This is a genomic window from Streptomyces sp. NPDC127100 (assembly GCF_042724095.1).
Lineage (GTDB): Bacteria > Actinomycetota > Actinomycetes > Streptomycetales > Streptomycetaceae > Streptomyces.
In genome coordinates this window covers 17,724-36,341 of the sequence record NZ_JBHXFL010000001.1, presented here as the reverse complement: position 1 = coordinate 36,341, position 18,618 = coordinate 17,724, and the positions used below count along the sequence as shown (strand labels likewise).

General features: G+C 71.1%; 17 protein-coding genes. 7 read left to right on the top strand and 10 right to left on the bottom strand.

Annotation, left to right across the window (positions count from 1 at the left end; translation table 11 throughout):
• The 4 genes from ACFWJB_RS00160 to ACFWJB_RS00145 all read left to right on the top strand — a co-directional run bounded on the left by ACFWJB_RS00160 (position 1) and on the right by ACFWJB_RS00145 (position 1,932).
• Positions 1 to 180, top strand: coding sequence for a hypothetical protein (locus ACFWJB_RS00160; RefSeq protein WP_386919246.1), 180 nt, complete (start codon positions 1 to 3; stop codon positions 178 to 180).
• Between the two features lie 189 nt (positions 181 to 369).
• Positions 370 to 768 (top strand): BlaI/MecI/CopY family transcriptional regulator, encoded by a 399-nt coding sequence (locus tag ACFWJB_RS00155; RefSeq protein WP_385472356.1) that lies wholly within the window; start codon positions 370 to 372, stop codon positions 766 to 768.
• 9 nt (positions 769 to 777) lie between these two features.
• Positions 778 to 1,287, top strand: coding sequence for an amino-acid N-acetyltransferase (locus ACFWJB_RS00150; RefSeq protein ID WP_385472342.1), 510 nt, complete (start codon positions 778 to 780; stop codon positions 1,285 to 1,287).
• 309 nt (positions 1,288 to 1,596) lie between these two features.
• Positions 1,597 to 1,932, top strand: a complete 336-nt coding sequence (locus ACFWJB_RS00145) for an Lsr2 family protein (protein WP_385472339.1) — start codon at positions 1,597 to 1,599, stop codon at positions 1,930 to 1,932.
• 66 nt (positions 1,933 to 1,998) lie between these two features.
• On the opposite strand, the gene ACFWJB_RS00140 is transcribed toward ACFWJB_RS00145, so the two are convergent.
• Positions 1,999 to 2,595, bottom strand: coding sequence for an SCO3374 family protein (locus tag ACFWJB_RS00140; RefSeq protein ID WP_386919243.1), 597 nt, complete (start codon positions 2,593 to 2,595; stop codon positions 1,999 to 2,001).
• Positions 2,596 to 3,025: 430 nt separating this feature from the next.
• Between ACFWJB_RS00140 and ACFWJB_RS00135 the strand changes: the two genes are divergently transcribed.
• Complete coding sequence (locus ACFWJB_RS00135) at positions 3,026 to 5,551, top strand: ATP-dependent Clp protease ATP-binding subunit (protein ID WP_359399526.1); 2,526 nt, start codon at positions 3,026 to 3,028, stop codon at positions 5,549 to 5,551.
• Between the two features lie 73 nt (positions 5,552 to 5,624).
• Here the strand turns inward: ACFWJB_RS00135 and ACFWJB_RS00130 are convergent, their stop codons facing one another.
• The gene (locus tag ACFWJB_RS00130) at positions 5,625 to 8,687 is read right to left on the bottom strand and encodes an NACHT domain-containing protein (protein ID WP_386919241.1); all 3,063 of its coding nucleotides are present in this window, start codon (positions 8,685 to 8,687) and stop codon (positions 5,625 to 5,627) included.
• 44 nt (positions 8,688 to 8,731) lie between these two features.
• Positions 8,732 to 9,412 (bottom strand): HAD family acid phosphatase, encoded by a 681-nt coding sequence (locus tag ACFWJB_RS00125; RefSeq protein ID WP_386919239.1) that lies wholly within the window; start codon positions 9,410 to 9,412, stop codon positions 8,732 to 8,734.
• A 545-nt stretch (positions 9,413 to 9,957) separates the two neighbouring features.
• Between ACFWJB_RS00125 and ACFWJB_RS00120 the strand changes: the two genes are divergently transcribed.
• Positions 9,958 to 10,629, top strand: a complete 672-nt coding sequence (locus ACFWJB_RS00120; RefSeq protein WP_385465798.1) for a M23 family metallopeptidase — start codon at positions 9,958 to 9,960, stop codon at positions 10,627 to 10,629.
• 57 nt (positions 10,630 to 10,686) lie between these two features.
• On the opposite strand, the gene ACFWJB_RS00115 is transcribed toward ACFWJB_RS00120, so the two are convergent.
• The gene (locus tag ACFWJB_RS00115; protein WP_385465795.1) at positions 10,687 to 11,274 is read right to left on the bottom strand and encodes a TetR/AcrR family transcriptional regulator; all 588 of its coding nucleotides are present in this window, start codon (positions 11,272 to 11,274) and stop codon (positions 10,687 to 10,689) included.
• 158 nt (positions 11,275 to 11,432) lie between these two features.
• Between ACFWJB_RS00115 and ACFWJB_RS00110 the strand changes: the two genes are divergently transcribed.
• On the top strand, positions 11,433 to 13,031 hold the full coding sequence (locus ACFWJB_RS00110) for an MDR family MFS transporter (RefSeq protein ID WP_386919236.1): 1,599 nt from the start codon (positions 11,433 to 11,435) through the stop codon (positions 13,029 to 13,031).
• Positions 13,032 to 13,276: 245 nt separating this feature from the next.
• Here ACFWJB_RS00110 and ACFWJB_RS00105 read toward each other — a convergent pair whose 3' ends face one another.
• The 6 genes from ACFWJB_RS00105 to ACFWJB_RS00080 form a co-directional block, all read right to left on the bottom strand.
• Positions 13,277 to 13,741: a hypothetical protein gene (locus ACFWJB_RS00105; RefSeq protein ID WP_386919234.1), complete on the bottom strand. Its 465-nt coding sequence runs from the start codon at positions 13,739 to 13,741 to the stop codon at positions 13,277 to 13,279.
• Positions 13,742 to 13,826: 85 nt separating this feature from the next.
• A complete protein-coding gene (gene cseC, locus ACFWJB_RS00100) occupies positions 13,827 to 15,194 on the bottom strand; it encodes a two-component system sensor histidine kinase CseC (RefSeq protein WP_385465786.1) in 1,368 nt (455 codons plus the stop codon).
• Positions 15,195 to 15,202: 8 nt separating this feature from the next.
• Complete coding sequence (cseB, locus tag ACFWJB_RS00095) at positions 15,203 to 15,907, bottom strand: two-component system response regulator CseB (protein WP_385465783.1); 705 nt, start codon at positions 15,905 to 15,907, stop codon at positions 15,203 to 15,205.
• 169 nt (positions 15,908 to 16,076) lie between these two features.
• Complete coding sequence (locus tag ACFWJB_RS00090) at positions 16,077 to 16,748, bottom strand: hypothetical protein (RefSeq protein WP_386919231.1); 672 nt, start codon at positions 16,746 to 16,748, stop codon at positions 16,077 to 16,079.
• Complete coding sequence (locus ACFWJB_RS00085) at positions 16,736 to 17,275, bottom strand: SigE family RNA polymerase sigma factor (protein ID WP_311580285.1); 540 nt, start codon at positions 17,273 to 17,275, stop codon at positions 16,736 to 16,738. The genes ACFWJB_RS00090 and ACFWJB_RS00085 overlap by 13 nt, the downstream gene beginning before the upstream one ends.
• Positions 17,276 to 17,577: 302 nt before the next feature.
• Complete coding sequence (locus ACFWJB_RS00080) at positions 17,578 to 18,555, bottom strand: A/G-specific adenine glycosylase (RefSeq protein WP_386919229.1); 978 nt, start codon at positions 18,553 to 18,555, stop codon at positions 17,578 to 17,580.
• Positions 18,556 to 18,618 lie beyond the last annotated feature (63 nt).

Below are 18,618 nucleotides of genomic sequence, written 5' to 3'. Positions count from 1 at the left end.
ATGGACTACGTCTCCGCGCTTCTGCCCCCGGTCGTCATGGCGGCCCTGTTCATCGGCGTCGTCAGGGTGATCGTGAAGACCCAGGGCGGAGCCAGCAAGACCAAGGAGGACGCGGCCGTCGACGCCGCCCTCGCACGGGCGGAGGGCGCCCGCCGGGCGGCGGCGAACCCGGAAGCCTGACCTCCCGCCCCACCTCCACGCCGCCCGCGCCACCACCCCGGCGAAGGCCCCGTACGGCTCCTCCGTGCCCGCGCACCGAGGGGCCGTACGCCCTTTTCGCCCCCACTCGCCCATGAAAGCGAGTGAACGCGCACGTCCCGCACGCGATCGACCGGTTTCCCCACTATTGTCGTGAGCGTGCCTCGCCCCTTGGGAGAACTCGAAGACGCGGTCATGACGCGGGTGTGGAAGTGGAACCGCCCGGTGACCGTTCGAGAAGTCCTGGAAGATCTCCAACAGGAACGGTCGATCGCGTACACCACCGTCATGACCGTCCTGGACAATCTCCATCAGAAGGGCTGGGTGCGCCGCGAGGCGGAAGGCCGGGCCTATCGATATGAGGCGGTCTCCACCCGCGCCGCCTACGCCGCCGCCCTGATGAACGACGCGTGGTCGCAGAGCGACAACCCCGCCGCCGCTCTCATCGCCTTCTTCGGCATGATGAGCGAGGAACAGCGCCAGGCACTCAGGGACGCCATCCGCATCGTGCAGGGGCCGGAAACACCCGCTCCGGGACCCGGCTCGGTGGCGGACACCGGCGAGCGATAGCGTCCACACATGTCAAATGCCATCACCGTCCGGCGGGCCCGCACCAGCGATGTCCCGGCCGTACGCCGGCTCCTCGACGAGTACGTCCGTGACCGCATCCTGCTCGACAAAGCGATGGTGACGCTTTACGAGAGCATCCAGGAGTTCTGGGTCGCGGAACGGGACGACAACGCCGAGGTGGTCGGCTGTGGCGCCCTGCACGTGATGTGGGAAGACCTCGCGGAAGTGCGGACTCTCGCGGTGAAGCCGGGCCTGAAGGGCGCCGGTGTCGGACATCGGTTGCTGGAGAAGTTGCTGGAGACCGCACGCCGGCTGGGTGTTCGCCGCGTTTTCTGTCTCACCTTCGAAGTGGACTTCTTCGTCAAGCACGGCTTCGTGGAGATCGGAGAGACACCCGTCGACACGGATGTCTACGCCGAGCTGCTGCGTTCCTATGACGAGGGCGTCGCGGAGTTCCTCGGTCTCGAACGGGTGAAACCGAACACCTTGGGCAACAGCCGGATGCTTCTGCATCTGTGAACGGCGGCATCTGTGAACGGCTGCCGAGAGCCGACCCGCCGCGATCCGGAACGGCAACCGTCATCCCCATCCGCATCCGCAACCCTCCGCCAGGTTTATTGCGCCCACGGACCGTACGCCGGTTCCCTATGTCCGAAACGCGCACCTTTCCGGACCGTGGCGCCTACGGGTTCCCACCGGGGGTTTGTGTTTTTCCGGCAAAAGCGGTTTGCTTTCCGGCGTACTGCAGTACTGCATATAACAAGGGACGGCGATACGGCGGACGCCGGCGGACCCCCGCCCCTCAAGTTATCGATGAAAGGAAATCCGGTGGCACAGAAGGTTCAGGTCCTTCTTGTCGATGACCTCGACGGCGGCGAGGCGGACGAGACTGTGACGTTCGCGCTGGACGGCAAGACCTACGAGATCGATCTCACCACCGCCAATGCGGACAAGCTCCGTGGTCTTCTCGACCCTTACGTGAAGGGCGGACGCCGGACCGGCGGTCGCGCTTCGGGCGGCCGCGGCAAGGCGCGCGCTTCCTCGGGCGGCAGCCAGGACACCGCGGCGATCCGCGCCTGGGCGAAGGCGAACGGTCACGACGTCAACGACCGCGGCCGCGTCCCCGCGGCGATTCGGCAGGCGTACGAAGAGGCCAACGGCTGATCGCCCGGCCCGCGCCACCGACCGGGCCCGCGCGTTCCGGCCCGCCCGCCAGGGGCCCGCTCGCCCTCAGCGTGACGGCCGGGAGAGCCGGAGCCGGTGGACTTGCGTCGCCAGCGTGTGCACCAGCCGTGCGAGATCGGGGGCCGTCCCTGCGCCCCCCGGGGCCGACAGCGTCGGCAGCGAGGCATCGACCTCGCTCCCCGTCCCAGGGGGCCGCAGCCACACGGCGGCCCCCTGCGAAGCGTCAGGGCCCGGCGGCGACGACGGTCCGGCCGGTCCGGGCTCCGGGGGCAGGGGCGCCTCCACGAGACCGCCCGTGCCGACCGCCCGCAGGTCGAGCGCCAGGGAGCCCCACTCCAGCCACTCCAGCAGCCCGGGCAGTTCGTCCGCGCCGCCCACAGCCACCAGCAGCAGCATCCGCTCGCCCCGGAGGGCCACCGGAGAGCCGTGTTCCCGGCGCCGCAGTGCCGCGTGACCGGCCTCGGCCGGCACGTCGAGGACGTCGAAACGGACGCCCGTGCGAAGCCGTACGGGGGTTCCGGGGGCCGTCGGCCAGCCCAGTCCGCCCTCGTACCAGGACCGCACCCGCTCCCATGCCCCGCTTCCGTCGGGCGGCCGACGGGGGGACGGCACCGCGGGGGTCGTGGACCGGACGCCAGCCATGCCACGTGCAACCGTCGAAAAGGCACTCGGGTTACGCTGGGTGTCCGTACGAACGCGCCGGGTCGCGGACGAAGGGGCGCGCGGGGGTGTGGGGAGGCGCAAGGTTGTTCGCCCGTAGCGGAGGGAACCGGTGCGCGCGGCATGGAGTGTCAGTCCCAGCGGGTAAGACATCCCTAGTGGGAGGGGGCGACACGCAGAATGGGCCGTCTCACGTTCGCCATGGGCGTACTGGCGAGCGGGGTAAGTGCCTGGCCTGCGGGAACATCGTCTCGCACCATCGGGTTGTGGCAGATGTCGGCGTCAGGGGTCAGGAGGCCATCGACGGTGTCGGCAGTTGGAATGAGCGGTCCCCGCTTGCGGGACTAAGCTGCGGAAGGACAGGGAGGGGAAGTTCCCCCCACTGCCTGACCGCTCTGAGGAGCGATTAACGATGTTCGAGAGGTTCACCGACCGCGCGCGGCGGGTTGTCGTCCTGGCTCAGGAAGAAGCCCGGATGCTCAACCACAACTACATCGGCACCGAGCACATCCTCCTGGGCCTGATCCACGAGGGTGAGGGTGTCGCCGCCAAGGCCCTTGAGAGCCTCGGGATTTCGCTCGAGGCGGTCCGCCAGCAGGTGGAGGAGATCATCGGGCAGGGCCAGCAGGCCCCGTCGGGTCACATCCCCTTCACCCCCCGTGCCAAGAAGGTGCTGGAGCTGTCGCTCCGCGAGGCGCTTCAGCTGGGCCACAACTACATCGGCACGGAGCACATCCTGCTCGGCCTGATCCGCGAGGGCGAGGGCGTCGCCGCCCAGGTCCTGGTCAAGCTGGGCGCAGATCTGAACCGGGTGCGGCAGCAGGTCATCCAGCTGCTCTCCGGTTACCAGGGCAAGGAGACCGCCACCGCCGGCGGGCCTGCCGAGGGCACCCCCTCGACGTCCCTGGTCCTCGACCAGTTCGGCCGGAACCTCACCCAGGCCGCTCGTGAGTCCAAGCTCGACCCGGTCATCGGGCGCGAGAAGGAGATCGAGCGGGTCATGCAGGTGCTGTCCCGCCGCACCAAGAACAACCCGGTCCTGATCGGTGAGCCCGGCGTCGGCAAGACCGCCGTCGTCGAGGGCCTCGCGCAGGCCATCGTCAAGGGCGAGGTGCCCGAGACCCTCAAGGACAAGCACCTCTACACCCTGGACCTGGGCGCGCTGGTCGCCGGCTCCCGCTACCGCGGTGACTTCGAGGAGCGCCTGAAGAAGGTGCTCAAGGAGATCCGCACCCGCGGCGACATCATCCTGTTCATCGACGAGCTGCACACGCTGGTCGGTGCGGGTGCCGCCGAGGGCGCCATCGACGCCGCCTCGATCCTGAAGCCGATGCTGGCCCGCGGTGAGCTCCAGACCATCGGTGCGACCACGCTGGACGAGTACCGCAAGCACCTGGAGAAGGACGCGGCCCTCGAGCGCCGCTTCCAGCCGATCCAGGTCGCGGAGCCGTCGCTGCCGCACACGATCGAGATCCTCAAGGGTCTGCGCGACCGGTACGAGGCGCACCACCGCGTCTCCATCACGGACGAGGCCCTCGTCCAGGCCGCGACGCTGGCCGACCGCTACATCTCGGACCGCTTCCTGCCGGACAAGGCGATCGACCTGATCGACGAGGCCGGTTCCCGGATGCGCATCCGCCGGATGACCGCGCCGCCGGACCTCCGCGAGTTCGACGAGAAGATCGCCGGCGTCCGCCGCGACAAGGAGTCCGCGATCGACTCGCAGGACTTCGAGAAGGCCGCTTCCCTGCGCGACAAGGAGAAGCAGCTCCTGGCCGCCAAGGCCAAGCGGGAGAAGGAGTGGAAGGCCGGCGACATGGACGTCGTCGCCGAGGTCGACGGCGAGCTGATCGCCGAGGTCCTCGCGACCGCCACCGGCATCCCGGTCTTCAAGCTCACGGAGGAGGAGTCGTCCCGCCTGCTGCGCATGGAGGACGAGCTCCACAAGCGGGTCATCGGCCAGAAGGACGCCGTCAAGGCGCTCTCGAAGGCGATCCGCCGTACGCGTGCCGGTCTGAAGGACCCGAAGCGTCCGGGTGGCTCGTTCATCTTCGCCGGCCCGTCCGGTGTCGGTAAGACCGAGCTGTCCAAGGCGCTCGCCGAGTTCCTCTTCGGTGACGAGGACGCGCTGATCTCCCTCGACATGTCGGAGTTCAGCGAGAAGCACACGGTCTCCCGTCTCTTCGGTTCGCCCCCCGGTTACGTGGGCTACGAGGAGGGCGGTCAGCTGACGGAGAAGGTGCGCCGCAAGCCGTTCTCGGTCGTCCTCTTCGACGAGGTCGAGAAGGCTCACCCGGACATCTTCAACTCGCTGCTGCAGATCTTGGAGGACGGTCGCCTGACCGACTCGCAGGGCCGGGTCGTGGACTTCAAGAACACGGTCATCATCATGACGACCAACCTCGGCACCCGGGACATCTCCAAGGGCTTCAACCTGGGCTTCGCCGCCGCGGGCGACACGAAGACCAACTACGAGCGCATGAAGAACAAGGTGTCGGACGAGCTCAAGCAGCACTTCCGTCCCGAGTTCCTCAACCGCGTCGACGACGTGGTCGTCTTCCCGCAGCTGACCCAGGACGACATCCTCGCGATCGTCGACCTGATGATCGGCAAGGTGGACGAGCGCCTGAAGGACCGGGACATGGGCATCGAGCTCTCCCAGTCCGCCAAGGAGCTGCTGTCCAAGAAGGGCTACGACCCCGTGCTGGGCGCCCGGCCGCTGCGCCGGACCATCCAGCGCGAGATCGAGGACTCGCTGTCGGAGAAGATCCTCTTCGGCGAGCTGCGCCCCGGTCACATCGTGGTCGTGGACACCGAGGGCGAGGGCGAGACCAAGACCTTCACCTTCCGGGGTGAGGAGAAGTCGGCCCTTCCCGACGTTCCCCCGATCGAGCAGGCGGCCGGCGGCGCCGGCCCGAACCTGAGCAAGGAGGCGTAGCCCTCCGCGGCTGAGCCGAGAAAGGGGCTGCCCCGGGACTCCGGTCCCGGGGCAGCCCCTTTCGCATGCCCGGTCAGCGTTCGTTCAGGACCACTTCCGCGCCGGGGAAGAGCGGATGGAAGCCGGACGTGGGGAAGGAGTGGCCGAGGCGGTTCGCGAGGGTCACCCGGTGCAGGCCCGGCAGCCGGGCCGCGAGCGCCGCGAGGTGTTCGGTGCCCTCCATGTCGTGGACCATCAGCACCTCGACGCCCGGCAGCTCGGGCATACGGCCGATGGAGGCCGGCACCTCCCGGAGGATCGCCGCGTTCAGGTACAGGTGGGTGAGCGCGGGCAGGGAGGCGACCTCCCGCCAGTCGTCGTCCGTCAGCTCTGTGGTCAGGGCGCCGAGACTGAGGGTCTGCAGCGTCCTCCAGTGGCCGAGGCCCAGCAGCCCGCCCGGCTCCGTGCACGTGTCGCCCAGGTAGAGGAAGCTCAGCGGGGCGTCGGCGGGCAGTGCCTCGGTGAGCCCGGCGCCCGGCAGGTCCGGCGTCAGCGAGAGCAGGGTCAGGGATGTGAGGGACCGGATCCCCGAGGGGTCGGTGTCGGCGCCGAGGACGAGCTCGGTCAGGCCGAGCCCCGCCAGCCGGTCCAGGCCGCGTGCGTTCGGGCACCTGTAGTACGCCAGCCGCCTCAGCGAGGTGAAGCGGCCCAGGGCGTCCAGGTCCGTCAGCAGCGGGTTGTCGGCGAGGGTCAGCTCGGTCACCGCCGAGGGCTCGGGCACCCGGGCCGCGAGGTCCTCCGCCGAGTACCTCCCCGAGACGCTCAGCCTGTTCCACGGACGCATTCCGGCGAGCGCCGAGAGCTGCTCGGGCGTGTCACAGGCGAGGACGAGCTCCGCCCGGTCCAGGTGGTCCAGGACCTCGGCCGCGTACTCCTCGGCGTCGAAGCGGTGCCACGTGCCCACGAGCTGCCGCCGCACGTCGAGGTCGGGATGGTCCCGGAAGCGGCGCAGGACGGTGAGGGCGCCGTCGGGTTCCTCGCCGCCCAGGACCGAGGCGGTGACCGTGACGCCCAGCGCCTCCTCGGCCGACAGGCCCTCCGGTCCCGGCAGCAGCTCCAGCACCAGCGGCCCCGCACCCGCCAGCTCCCGGGCGGCCTCGGCCGTACGCGGCGGGATCAGCGCGGCGGCCCGGTCCTCCACCTCCGCCCGTACCGCCGGATCCAGGGCCGCGGCGTGCTCCAGGCAGGCCAGCGCCAGCAGGGTGAGCCGGGGATCGTCCCTGCCCAGCAGCTCCCTGAGTACGGAGACGCGTTCGCGGGGCCGGGCGTGGGCCACGGCCATGCGGATGACGTCCTCCCACTCGGTGTCCTCGGCACGGCCGGTGAGCACGCCGAGGTGGCCCTCCTCGACCGCGTACCGGGCCGCCAGGTAGTCCTGGAAGGTGCGGTGGACGAAGTCCAGGATGCCTTCGGCCGGGCGGCGCAGTACGCCGCTGCGCAGCAGCAGGGCCCTCAGCACCGCGGCGGCGTCCCGCTGCCCGGGGACGGAGCCGAGGGCGGGCAGGGCCCGGTCCACGATGCCCTCGGCCGTCTCCAGCGTCATCTCCTGCCGGCCGCTGAGGACGAGGGCGTAGGCGATGCGCTGCAGCAGTTCGAGCCGGGCCTCCTCGCCCGGCTCCGGGCCGTCCACGGCGCCCATGCCCCGTTCGCGGTCCCGGCGGGCGAGGAGCATGGTGAGGGCCGCGTCGTACAGCTCCTTGCGGCCGGTGGGCAGATAGCCGCGGCGTTCGCGGTGCAGGGCGCAGATGAGGCCGCACATCAGCGGGTTGGTGACGAGGCGGGAAAGGTCGCGCTTGGTGCGCACGGAGTCCAGCAGCCGCCGCTCGTACTCGGGGGCGCGGGCGGCCTCGTGCCAGCGGTGGACGAAGGTGGCGACCTCCGCCCGGCCCATCGGCGCGAGGGAGAGCTCCCCGAAGCGTTCCTGGGCGAGCCAGTCGGCGCGTACGGCGGTGGGCCGGGTGGTCAGCAGCCAGTGGTTGCCGGGGTAGGCGTGGAGGAGGCCGCCCAGCCAGTCCCGGGTGGCGTGGCGGTCGGCCTGCGGGATCTCGTCCAGGCCGTCGACCATGACCAGTGCGCGGCCCGCCGTCAGGACGCGTTCGGCCCAGCCGTCCGGCGGGGACAGCGGGCAGCCGACCGCGCCGAGGAAGGCGGACGGGGCCGGCAGGGGGCCGGTGCGGATCAGGGTGCGCAGGGGGAGGACGAACGGGATGCGCGTGCCCTCCCGGGCCGCGGTCACCGCCAGCCACTGCACCAGGGTCGTCTTGCCGGAGCCCGCGTCGCCGCGCAGCAGCACACGGGGTTCCTTGTCGAGCGCCGCGTCGGCGGGCATCCGTACGGCGCGGGCCGGTGCGTTCTCACCGGGCACGGTGTCCCGGCCGGGTTCCCCGTCGGTGGTCGCCTCCAGGCTCAGGTACGCGACTTCGAGGGGCCAGCGGTCGGGGGAGTCGCGGAGGTCGAGGCCGTAGATGGTGAGGTGGTTGTGGCGCTCGGCGACGTAGGGGAGGTAGCGGCGCTCGAACGCGGTGTCGCGGGCGTCGGGGCGGGGCGTGCGGGCGATCAGCTCGTTCACCTTGGCGATCAGTTCCGCCTGGGCGCGGGTCTGCTCCACCAGCGTCCGCGCGACGAAGGTCGAGCGCCGGGTGAAGAACTCCAGGATGTGCAGGCAGGCCCACTCCGTCGCGGAGTCGAGGAAGTGGCCGGCGTCGGCCGACAGCCCGTCACCCGCTCCCGGAGCGTGTCGCCGCAGCCGGGCGGCCAGCTCCCGGTGGCCCAGCCGGACCGCCTGGACGTCGTCCATGTCGAGGTCGCCGAGGGCGAGCAGACGGGCCGTCAGGGCCTCGGTGACGGCGTCCGCCTCGTCGCGGGGGAAGGGCGGCTCGCCGGGGGAGTCCAGGGCCGCCCCGACCAGCCGCCCGGCGAGCCCCCGCACCTCCGCCTCGCCGAGGCGGCGGCGCTCGCCCCGGAAGGAGACGAGGCGGTCCAGCCGGACCGGCTTGTCGGTCAGTCCGGCGCCGGGGCCGCCCGTCACGAACAGCTTCTTCACCAGCGGGGCGACCAGGCCGGACGCCAACTTCCCGCCGAGTACCGCCGGTTCCATGCGCCACCCCCGTGGTCGGTCGTCGAGGGGAGCCTATCCGGGGGTCAGGACAACTGGCCGTCGTAGTCCGGCAATTTGAAGGCCCTCTCGGCGTGGCCGCCCGACAGGTCGGTGGGCGTGTTGCCGATGTTGGCGATGATCGTGTAGCCCTTCGACTCGATGTCGGCGCGCTGCGCGGTCTTGTACTCGGCGACGTCGCGGAACAGGTCGAGGAAGCCGCGGACGTAGAGGCCGGAGGACTCGTAGCCGGCGTGGTCGAGGTTCCACTCGGTGGGCGCCCCGACGATGCCCGGGCGGGCGGTCACGAAGAACAGTGCGACACCGTGCTCCTGTGCGTACCGGGCGGCCTCCAGCACCGGGCGGTTGGCGGGCTGCGGGTAGCGGAAGCCGAAGTCGGTCTCCAGGGAGGTGTTGTCGATGTCGAGGACGATCGCCTGCTTCTCGCCGGGAGCGGCGTCGGCGATGCGCTCCTTCAGGTACGGCAGGGCCTGGTCCATCACGGCCCGGCAGTCCCGCTGCCAGGTGGCATAGTCGACGGCCGTGGAAGCGGCCGTGGCAGCGGCCGCGGACGTCGTGGCGACCGTGGCGGGGGCCGCCTCGGCCGGTGTGACGGCCATCGCGAGTGCGGCACCGGTGACCGTGGCGGCGCCGAGGGCCCGCTTCCAGGTGTGCCCGGTCCGTCTCGCCCGCCCGGCCTGTCCGGTCCGTCCGTTCTGTTTGGTCATGGGGGGTGGGGTCCTCTCATGCCTGCGCGGATGCCTGACGGCACAAAATTGACGCGTGCATGTTCGCCCGGACAAGTGGCGGGACGGCAACGATTGGGTTACCGGCGAGTAGTGGCACGTGAAGGCCCCGATCGGTGTGGCCTCGGCCACGATTCGGGGTGCTTCAACACCCTTGCGCGAGGGGTGTGTCGGGCCGGAGCGGAGTAGCCCGGGTCACATTCACCACCTCCTCCACCGGGGCCGCCGGTGACATGCCGCACAGGCGATTTGCCCGGTACTACGAGGAATAGTGGAAAGCGCAGGAACTGCGAAAACAGACATATCTCCCCGAAGGGGTGGCCTGTTTGCAGGGCTCTGAGCTGGTTCTGTCCGTTATGGAGGCTCTGTCATAGCTCGGTAAGTTTCGTGGTGAAGTACTAGATGTGGTCGTAGATCACACCTTTGTGCTGGTATGGCCCGGCGGGTTACCAAGGTGGAGCCCGCCCGGTGAGTGCCTGCGCATCCGCCGAGGGGCGTTCCTGTGTTCCCGTCCCCATGAGGTTCGAATGTTCTCGCGTGTCACGTCCCGCTCTTCCCGTACGACCACCGTCCGCACCCGCGCCGCCGTGATGGCCGCCGGTCTCGGAGCCTCGGTCGCGCTGGGAGCAGGGGTCGCGGCCGCCAGTGGCACCACGGCGGCTTCCGGTACCTCCACCGTCGCGAACGCCGTCGAGGCGCAGGCCGCGGCGCAGGCCAAGGCGGCGAAGGCCGAGAAGGCCGCCGCGAGCGCCAAGAAGGTCGCCGCCAAGAAGAAGGCGGCCTCCTGGGTGGACCCGGTGAAGAAGTACGCGCTCAGCGCCAAGTTCGCCCAGAACGGTGGCATGTGGGCGCACAAGCACAGCGGCCAGGACTTCGCCGTGCCGATCGGCACCAACGTCATGGCCGCCCACGGCGGCACCGTCGTCAAGGCCGGCGGCAACGGCGCCGGTGACGGCCCCGCCTACGGCAACGCCATCGTCATCAAGCACGGCAACGGTACGTACTCCCAGTACGCCCACCTGTCGCGGATCGACGTGAAGATCGGCCAGGTCGTGAAGACCGGCCAGCACATCGCCAAGTCCGGCAACACCGGTAACTCCAGCGGTCCGCACCTGCACTTCGAGATCCGCACGACCCCGAACTACGGCTCCGCCGTCGACCCGGTCGCCTTCCTGCGCGGCCACGGCGTGACCGTCTGAGCATGACGTGACCGGCCGGCCGGGACCATCGGGTCCCGGCCGGCCGAACGCGGCCGGTCAGGAGCTTCCGGCTCCCCGGTGCGCCTGGACCACCAGGTCGGTGGCGACCTCGAGCACGGCCTCGCGCCGCTTCTCGGGGTCGCTCTCCATGTCCTGGAGGACGAACATCCCGGCGTGCAGCGTGAACATCGCACTGACACAGCGGACCTGGTCGACCAGGTCCGCTTCCGGGTCTATGAGGATGTCCCGCAGGCCCAGCATGCGCGTCTTGAACATCTCCCCGATGCGCAGCTCCCGGATCGCGGCCTGGTTCTCCTGCATGAAGCGGAAGAGCGGTGCCGCGCCCGAGAGCACCTCGCTGTAGCGGCGGACGATCTCCTGCTTGGTCTCCAGCGTGTGCGGCTGGAGCCGGCCCCACTCGATCAGGTCCTCGATCGGCCGCGTGAGGTCCTCGAAGATGCTGACGAGGATCTCTTCCTTGGTCTTGAAGTGGTAGTACAGCGCCGCCTTGGTGACGTCGAGGCGCTCGGCGATCTCGCGGAGCGAGGTCTTCTCGTAGCCCTGCTCGGCGAAGAGCCCGAGCGCCACGTCCTGGATGCGCTGGCGGGTGTCCCCGCGGCGTCGCTGCTGCTTGGTGCTGTCCATCGTGCCGCCCATCCTCCTACGCACCTCCCGCTCCGCGCACGTTCCGGAAAACTTACTTGACGCCCGGCTAGTTACGCGTCTACCTTCCTCAGTGTAGTCAACTTGCCGGTCGGCAAGTAAGTAGCTGAAGTGCAGCGGTAGCTGGGGGAGTGGCAGCGATGTCGGACACACCGACGGGCAGGGCCGTCGACGCCGAGGGCGGGAAACAGCCGAGGAGCGTGCGGGTGGTCCTGCTCGCACTCATGATCGCGATGATGCTCGCGATGCTCGACAACATGATCATCGGCACGGCGATGCCGACGATCGTCGGTGAGCTGGGCGGTCTGGAACACCTGTCGTGGGTGGTGACCTCCTATACCCTCGCCACCGCCGCGTCCACCCCGCTGTGGGGCAAGATCGGCGACATGTACGGGCGCAAGGGCTCGTTCATGACCTCCATCGTGATCTTCCTGGCCGGCTCGGCGCTCAGCGGCATGGCCCAGGACATGGGCCAGCTCATCGGCTTCCGTGCCGTCCAGGGCCTCGGTGCCGGCGGTCTGATGGTCGGCGTCATGGCGATCATCGGCGACCTGATCCCGCCGCGGGAGCGCGGCAAGTACCAGGGCATGATGGCCGGCGTCATGGCGCTCGCGATGATCGGCGGACCGCTGGTCGGCGGCACCATCACCGACCACTGGGGCTGGCGCTGGGCCTTCTACATCAACCTGCCGCTCGGCGCGGTCGCGCTGGTCGCCATCAGCGCCGTACTGCACCTGCCGAAGAAGCGCAGCGACGCGCGCATCGACTATCTGGGCGCCGCGCTGCTGACCGTCGGCATCACCGCGATCGTGCTGGTGACCACCTGGGGCGGCACGGAGTACGCCTGGACCTCCGCGCGCATCATGGAGCTGATCGGCATCGGGGTCGCCGCCCTGGTCGGCTTCGTGTTCTGGCAGACCAGGGCCACCGAGCCGATCGTGCCGCCGCACATCTTCCGCAGCCGCAACTTCACGCTGATGTCCCTCATCGGCTTCGTCACCGGCTTCGTGATGTTCGGCGCCACCCTCTTCCTGCCGCTGTACCAGCAGGCGGTGCAGGGCGCCTCGGCCACCAACTCCGGGCTGCTGCTGCTGCCGATGCTGGGCGCGATGCTCGTCACCTCGATGGTCGCCGGGCGGGTGACCACGAGCACCGGCCGCTACAAGGTCTTCCCCGTGGCCGGCAGCGCGCTGATGACCGTCGGGCTGTTCCTGCTGTCGCTGATGGACACCGGCACCAGCCGCCTCACCTCCGGCCTCTACATGGCCGTGGTCGGTCTCGGCATGGGCTGCCTGATGCAGATCACCATGCTGGTGGCGCAGAACAGCGTGGAGATGAAGGACATGGGCGTGGCGTCCTCGTCCACCACGCTCCTGCGCACCCTCGGCTCGTCCTTCGGCGTCGCCATCATGGGCGCGCTGTTCAACCACCGCGTCCAGGACGTCATGGCCGAGCGGGCCGGGGCGCTGGGCTCCAAGGTGACCGAGCAGTCGGCGCAGCTGGACGCGGCGAGGCTGGCCAAGCTGCCGGACGCGGCGCGCGAGGCCTACCAGCACGCGGTGTCGTCCGGTACGCACGGAGCGTTCCTGCTGGGCTCGGTGGTGGCCGTGTTCGCGCTGGTCGCGGCCCTGTTCGTCAAGGAGGTCCCGCTCAAGGGCGCGGGCCCGAAGGCGGCCGACGCCCCGGCCGACGGCGACGACCCGGCCACGGCGAAGGCATCGGTGCCCGAGACGGTCTGACCTCGCGGCGGCCCGCCTGCCCCCTCACCAGGCCCCCGGACGGCTTCGGCCACCCGGGGGCCTTCCTCGTCCGCTGTGCCGACGCACTCGGACCACACCGTCCTGCCCCGCCCGTCCGGATGCGGCGTGACGCCCCACCGGTCGGTCATCGTGCGGGACAGCAAGAACCCGGCCGGCCGGTCGTCACCGTCGGGGCCACCACCTGGCAGGTGTTCGTCGACGGCCTGCGCCGGCCGCTGGGCCCCTCACTCCTCCAGGGCCGCCTGCCGGGCGAGGAACTCCTCGAACGCCGCCTTCTGCTTCGGGTCCATGAAGCCCTGGCGGACATTGCGGGCCTTCTCCTCGAGCCAGTGCGCCTCGCCCGGGTCCAGCAGCTCGGCGACCACCACGCCGCCGCGGACGACCGCCGTGCGGCCTCCCACGCGACGGCGGAAGAGGGTGAAAGCGCCGTACTCCGCCGGGTGAGCCAGATCCGGCTCCTCCGCCACGGCCTGGTCGGCGGCGGCCCTCGGCGGGTAGACGGCAGGGGCCCAGTGCTCCCAGAGGGCCAGCGTGGCCGCGGGCACGAGCACCGCGCACTCCGTCCCCCGACCGCCTTCCCACACGAACGTGACCGTGGCGGGCTCGCCGACGGCCTCGGCCAGGCCGAGCACCCTCTCCACCTCGTCGTTGACCGGGTAGCTCACCTCTGCGTCGATCCGTATCCCCATGGCGCCAAGGCTAGGGTCCGCCTCTGACACCCCCTGCGTCTCCTGGGTCCCCGATCGGTGAGCCGGCCCTTGGCCGCCCCGTGCGTCAGGACACGCCCTGCGACGACCGGTCCGGCAGCATCGGATAGCTCCCGGTGTTCGTCGGCGCGTGCTCCGGCAGCCACAGCACCGCCACCGCGCCCTCGGCCGGTATGTGCGCGGGCGCCCCGGCGGGCCGGATGTTGCGGAAGGTGAGCCGGGCGCCGAGCACCCGGGCCTGCCCGGCCGCGATGGTCAGCCCCAGCCCGTGTCCCCGGCCGGCCCGGTCGGCGCTGCCGGTGCGGAAGCGGCTGGGACCGTCGGCGAGCAGGCCCTCGGGGAAGCCGGGGCCGTGGTCGCGGACCCGGATCACCCGGCCCTCGACGCTGACCTCGATGGGCGGCCTGCCGTGCCGGGCGGCGTTGGCGAGGAGATTGAACAGCACGCGCTCCAGGCGCCGCGGGTCGGTGGTGACCGCCGACTCGTGCACCACGAGCACCCGGGCGTCGGGGTCCTTGGCCGCCACCCGCCGGCTCACGAAGTCGCCCAGCATGATGTCCTGCAGCTCGGCGCGCTCCGAGGCGCCGTCCAGCCGGGCCACCTCCAGGACGTCCTCCACCAGCGTGCGCATGGCCTTCGCGCGGTCCAGCACCAGCTCCGTGGGCCGGCCCGGCGGCAGCAGCTCGGCTGCGGTCAGCAGCCCGGTCACCGGGGTGCGCAGCTCGTGCGCGATGTCCGCGGTGACCCGGCGCTCGGCCTCCAGCCGCTGCTGCAGGGCGTCCGCCATCGCGTCCACCGCGCTCGCGAGGTCGTCGGTCTCGTCCCGGACGACACCGCCGATGGCGTCCCGGACGCGGACGTCCGGCTCGCCCTTGGCCACCTGGTTCGCCGCGGCCGCGGCCTTGCGCAGCCGGCGCGACAGGTGCCCGCCGATGAGCACGCCGAGCGCGCTGCCGCCGAGGACGACCGCGATGGAACCGATGACCAGGGCCTGGTCGAGGTCCTTCAGGATGTCGGCGCTGCGGTCGGTGAACCCCGAGTGCAGGGACATCACGTGCCCGTCCTTGAGCGGCACGGCGGCCCAGATGTCCGTCACCCCGTTCGCCCGCTCGGAGACGTAGGTCGCTCTGCGCCCGGCATCGACCTTCTTCCGCAGCCCGGCCGGGAGCCGCGGGTCGTCGATCTGGGCGTTCGGGAAGTTCAGGCGGCCGGAGAGCTCGTAGTTGCGCTGGGCGATCAGGACCCGGTCGTCCGCCAGGTCGCGCGCGTTGTCCAGCATCGAGACCCGGGCCGCGTTGTGCACGACCAGGCTCAGCGCGACCGCCACCAGCGCGCCGACCAGCGCGATGGCCGCGCTGAGCTTCCACCGCAGTCCCGTACGGATGCCCGCGCGCCTCAGGGGTGAGGCGGTCAGGCGTCGGATGAACCCCCGCATGTCCCCGCTCAGGCCTTCAACTTGTAGCCGAAACCGCGGACCGTCTCGATGCGGTCCTGGCCGATCTTCGTGCGCAGCCGCTGCACATGGACGTCGACGACACGGGTGTCACCGCCCCAGCCGTAGTCCCAGACGCGCTCCAGAAGCTTGTCGCGCGAGAGCACCGTGCCCGGCGCGGAGGAGAACTCCAGCAGCAGCCGCATCTCGGTCGGGGTGAGCGCCACCGGGTGCCCGGCCCGGCGCACCTCCATGCCGTCGGTGTCGACCACCAGCTCGCCGAAGGTGAGCACGCCCCCGGTGTCCACGGCAGCCCCCGAGTAGGCCCGGTCGCCCCCGCCGGCGTGGCCGAAGCGGCGCAGCACGGCACGGATGCGGGCCACCAGGACGGCACCGTCGAACGGCTTGGTGACGTAGTCGTCGGCGCCCGCCTCCAGGCCCAGCACGACGTCGATGGAGTCCGCCCGCGCCGACAGCATGATCACGGGGACGGTGGACTCGTCCCGGATCCGGCGGCACAGGCTGACGCCGTCGAGGCCGGGGAGCATGACGTCCAGCAGCGCGATGTCCGGGCGGTCGGCGCGGAACGCCTCCAGGCCCGACAGCCCGTCGGGCATCGCGGTGACCGCGAAGCCGTCCCGCTCCAGGGCGAGCTGCGTGGCCTCGCGGATGACGTCGTCGTCCTCGACGAACAGGACGTGGGTCTGGTCTGCCATCCCGGTGCTCTCAGTCCTCGTTGTCATGGTCGGTTGCGGGCGCGGTCACGGTCGCCGGACGCATGTGCGGTCACTTGGCAGACGCGGGGATCGCGCACCGCGTTCATTTCTCCATCGGTCCCAGCGGCCCGATCGGTTCACGGCCCGATCGGTTCACCCGCCGTGCGCCTCAGCTGTCCGGGGCGGGGGTCGGCGCGGCCCCGACGGCGTTGCTGTAGTCGTTGTGCGTGCGGAAGGCCTCGGTGAAGCGGCCCGCGGACCAGCGGTACGTGATCACGTTGTCGCCGGACGGGCTCGACACCGGGTCGCCCTTCTCGTACACCTGCTTGGTCACCACCAGGTCGCCGCGGTCGATCTCCGCGTAGACCGGAGGCTCCTCCGCCTGGAACACGTTCTGGTACCCGCCGTCCTTCTCGCGGTACACGTAGCTCCCCACACCCACGGCGTCACCGCAGGTCAGCACGTTGACGAGGACGTCCTCGGCCGAGCCCGCGGTCAGCTTCCCGTACGACACGTCGACGGGGTACTCGTCGGCGACGCACGGCTTCAGCTCGCGCTTGACCTCCGCGGAGACCTTGGGGTCGGCCTTGACGAGCCGGACCGCGTCGACCCGGTCGGGGACGCGGGAGGGGGAGCTGACCGCGGGCGTCGACGAGGCGGAGGAGGCGGCTCCGCCGACCGCGTCCGCGTGGGCCGGCCCCTCGTCGCGGGCGCCCGTCCCCCCGGCGCCGCAGCCGGAGAGGGAAACGCCGACGGCGACGAACACGGCCACCGCCGTGCTCGTCGCCTGCACGCTCTTCCGGGTCTCCCCGGGTGTCCGACCGTCGGTCAGGCCGCGCAACGCTCCCGCTCCTCACGCTCCAGCGCCCGTGCGTCCAGATCGCGGGCGACCAGCTCCTCGCGGAGCCGGGCGAGCGCTCGGTGCAGCGTGCTCTTGACCGTACCGGCCGACATGCCGAGGGCGGCGGCCGTCTCCTCCGTTGACATCTGCTCCCAGTGTCGCAGCACCACGACACTGCGCTGCTTCGGGGCGAGCACCTTCATGACGTCCATCAGCAGGGCGCGGTCCGCGTGCTGCTCGGTGGCGTCGTCCACGCAGGACTCCGGGAGCTGCTCGGTCGGCACCTCCTCCAGCTTCCGGGCCCGCCACCACTCGGTCCGCGTGTTGATCATGACCCGGCGCAGGTAGGCGTCCGCCAGCCGCTTGTCCTCGATGGTCTCCCAGCGGCCGTACGTCCGCGCCAGCGCGGTCTGGAGCAGGTCCTGGGCGTCGACGGGGTCGGGGACCAGGCGTCGGGCGCTGCGCAGCAGCGCGTCCTGCCGGGTGCGGACGTACTCCTCGAATTCGAGCACCTCGCCCTGCGCCATGGTCATCCGCCTTCCGATCCCCGTTTACCGGCGGTTGGTCACCCGCCGGTCTCCTGCCTGTGGTCCGTCGTCCCGTGCCCTCGGGCACGCAAACGAAGGTAGGGAAGCGTTGTCACGGCGCTGTGCGAAGCAGCCTGCGGCTAACCCTCGGCTGTCCGTCGGTTGTGTAACGAACCCGGGAACTGGGTACGAGTGCAGGGCACTTGACTGCGGTATGGGGCGATTTGTCCGGTGGTGGCGTTGTGACGGAAGCCCGTACGACGGCGACTTCCGTCACCTGTCCGCTGTGACCGTGCTGTGCGTCAGCTCAGCGGCAGCCGGTACATCCCGTCCGCCAGCGGTTCCACCAGGCCGTCGGAGACCAGGCCGTCCAGGGCGCGGGCGCGCTGGACCGGTTCGTGCCACACCCGGTCCAGCGCCGCCTGCGGCACCGCCCCGTGCGCCTCGCGCAGCACCGCGAGCAGCCGGCCGCGCACCTGCCGGTCGGTGCCCGCGTACGTCTGGCCGCGGCGCGGCGGTCCGTCGTGCGCGGGCTTGCCGGCGAGCCGCCAGGCGCACTGGCCCGCGATGGGGCAGCGGTGGCACGACTCGTTCTTCGCCGTGCACACCAGCGCGCCCAGCTCCATGGACGCGGCGGCCCAGCGGGCGGCCGTCGCCTCGTCCTCCGGCAGCAGCGCGCGCGCCAGCTTCCGCTCGGCGGCGGTGGTGGCGTTCGGCGGGTACTGCACACCCGTGACCGCGCGGGCGAAGACCCGGCGGACGTTGGTGTCCAGCACGGCGTGTCGCCGGCCGTGGGCGAAGGAGGCGACTGCCGCGGCCGTGTACTCGCCGATGCCGGGCAGCGCCAGCAGCTGGGCGTGGTCCGCCGGTACGTCCCCGCCGTGCCGCTCCGTTATGGCGGCGGCGGCGCCGTGCAGGCGCAGGGCGCGGCGCGGGTAGCCGAGCCGCCCCCAGGCGCGGACGGCCTCGCCGGGGGCCTCCGCGGCGAGGTCCGCCGGGCGTGGCCAGCGGGCCATCCACTGCTCGTACACGGGCAGGACCCGGCTCACCGGGGTCTGCTGGAGCATGAACTCGCTGACCATCACGCCCCACGCGCCGGCCTCCGGGCGCCGCCACGGCAGGTCACGGGCGTGCTCGTCGAACCAGTCGATGACGGGGGAGTGCAGCGGCTCGCCGGACACGGCCGGCTCGGCGGACGGTGCGGCGGACGGGGCGGCGGGGACCGAGGGGGCCGCGGAGTCGGTCGGGCCGTTGTGCGAGGGCTTCGTGGGCGCAGTCATGACCCTCCGATCCTGCCACGGGAGGGGCGCCGCACGGGCGCACCGCCACCGGGGGAGGCCGGG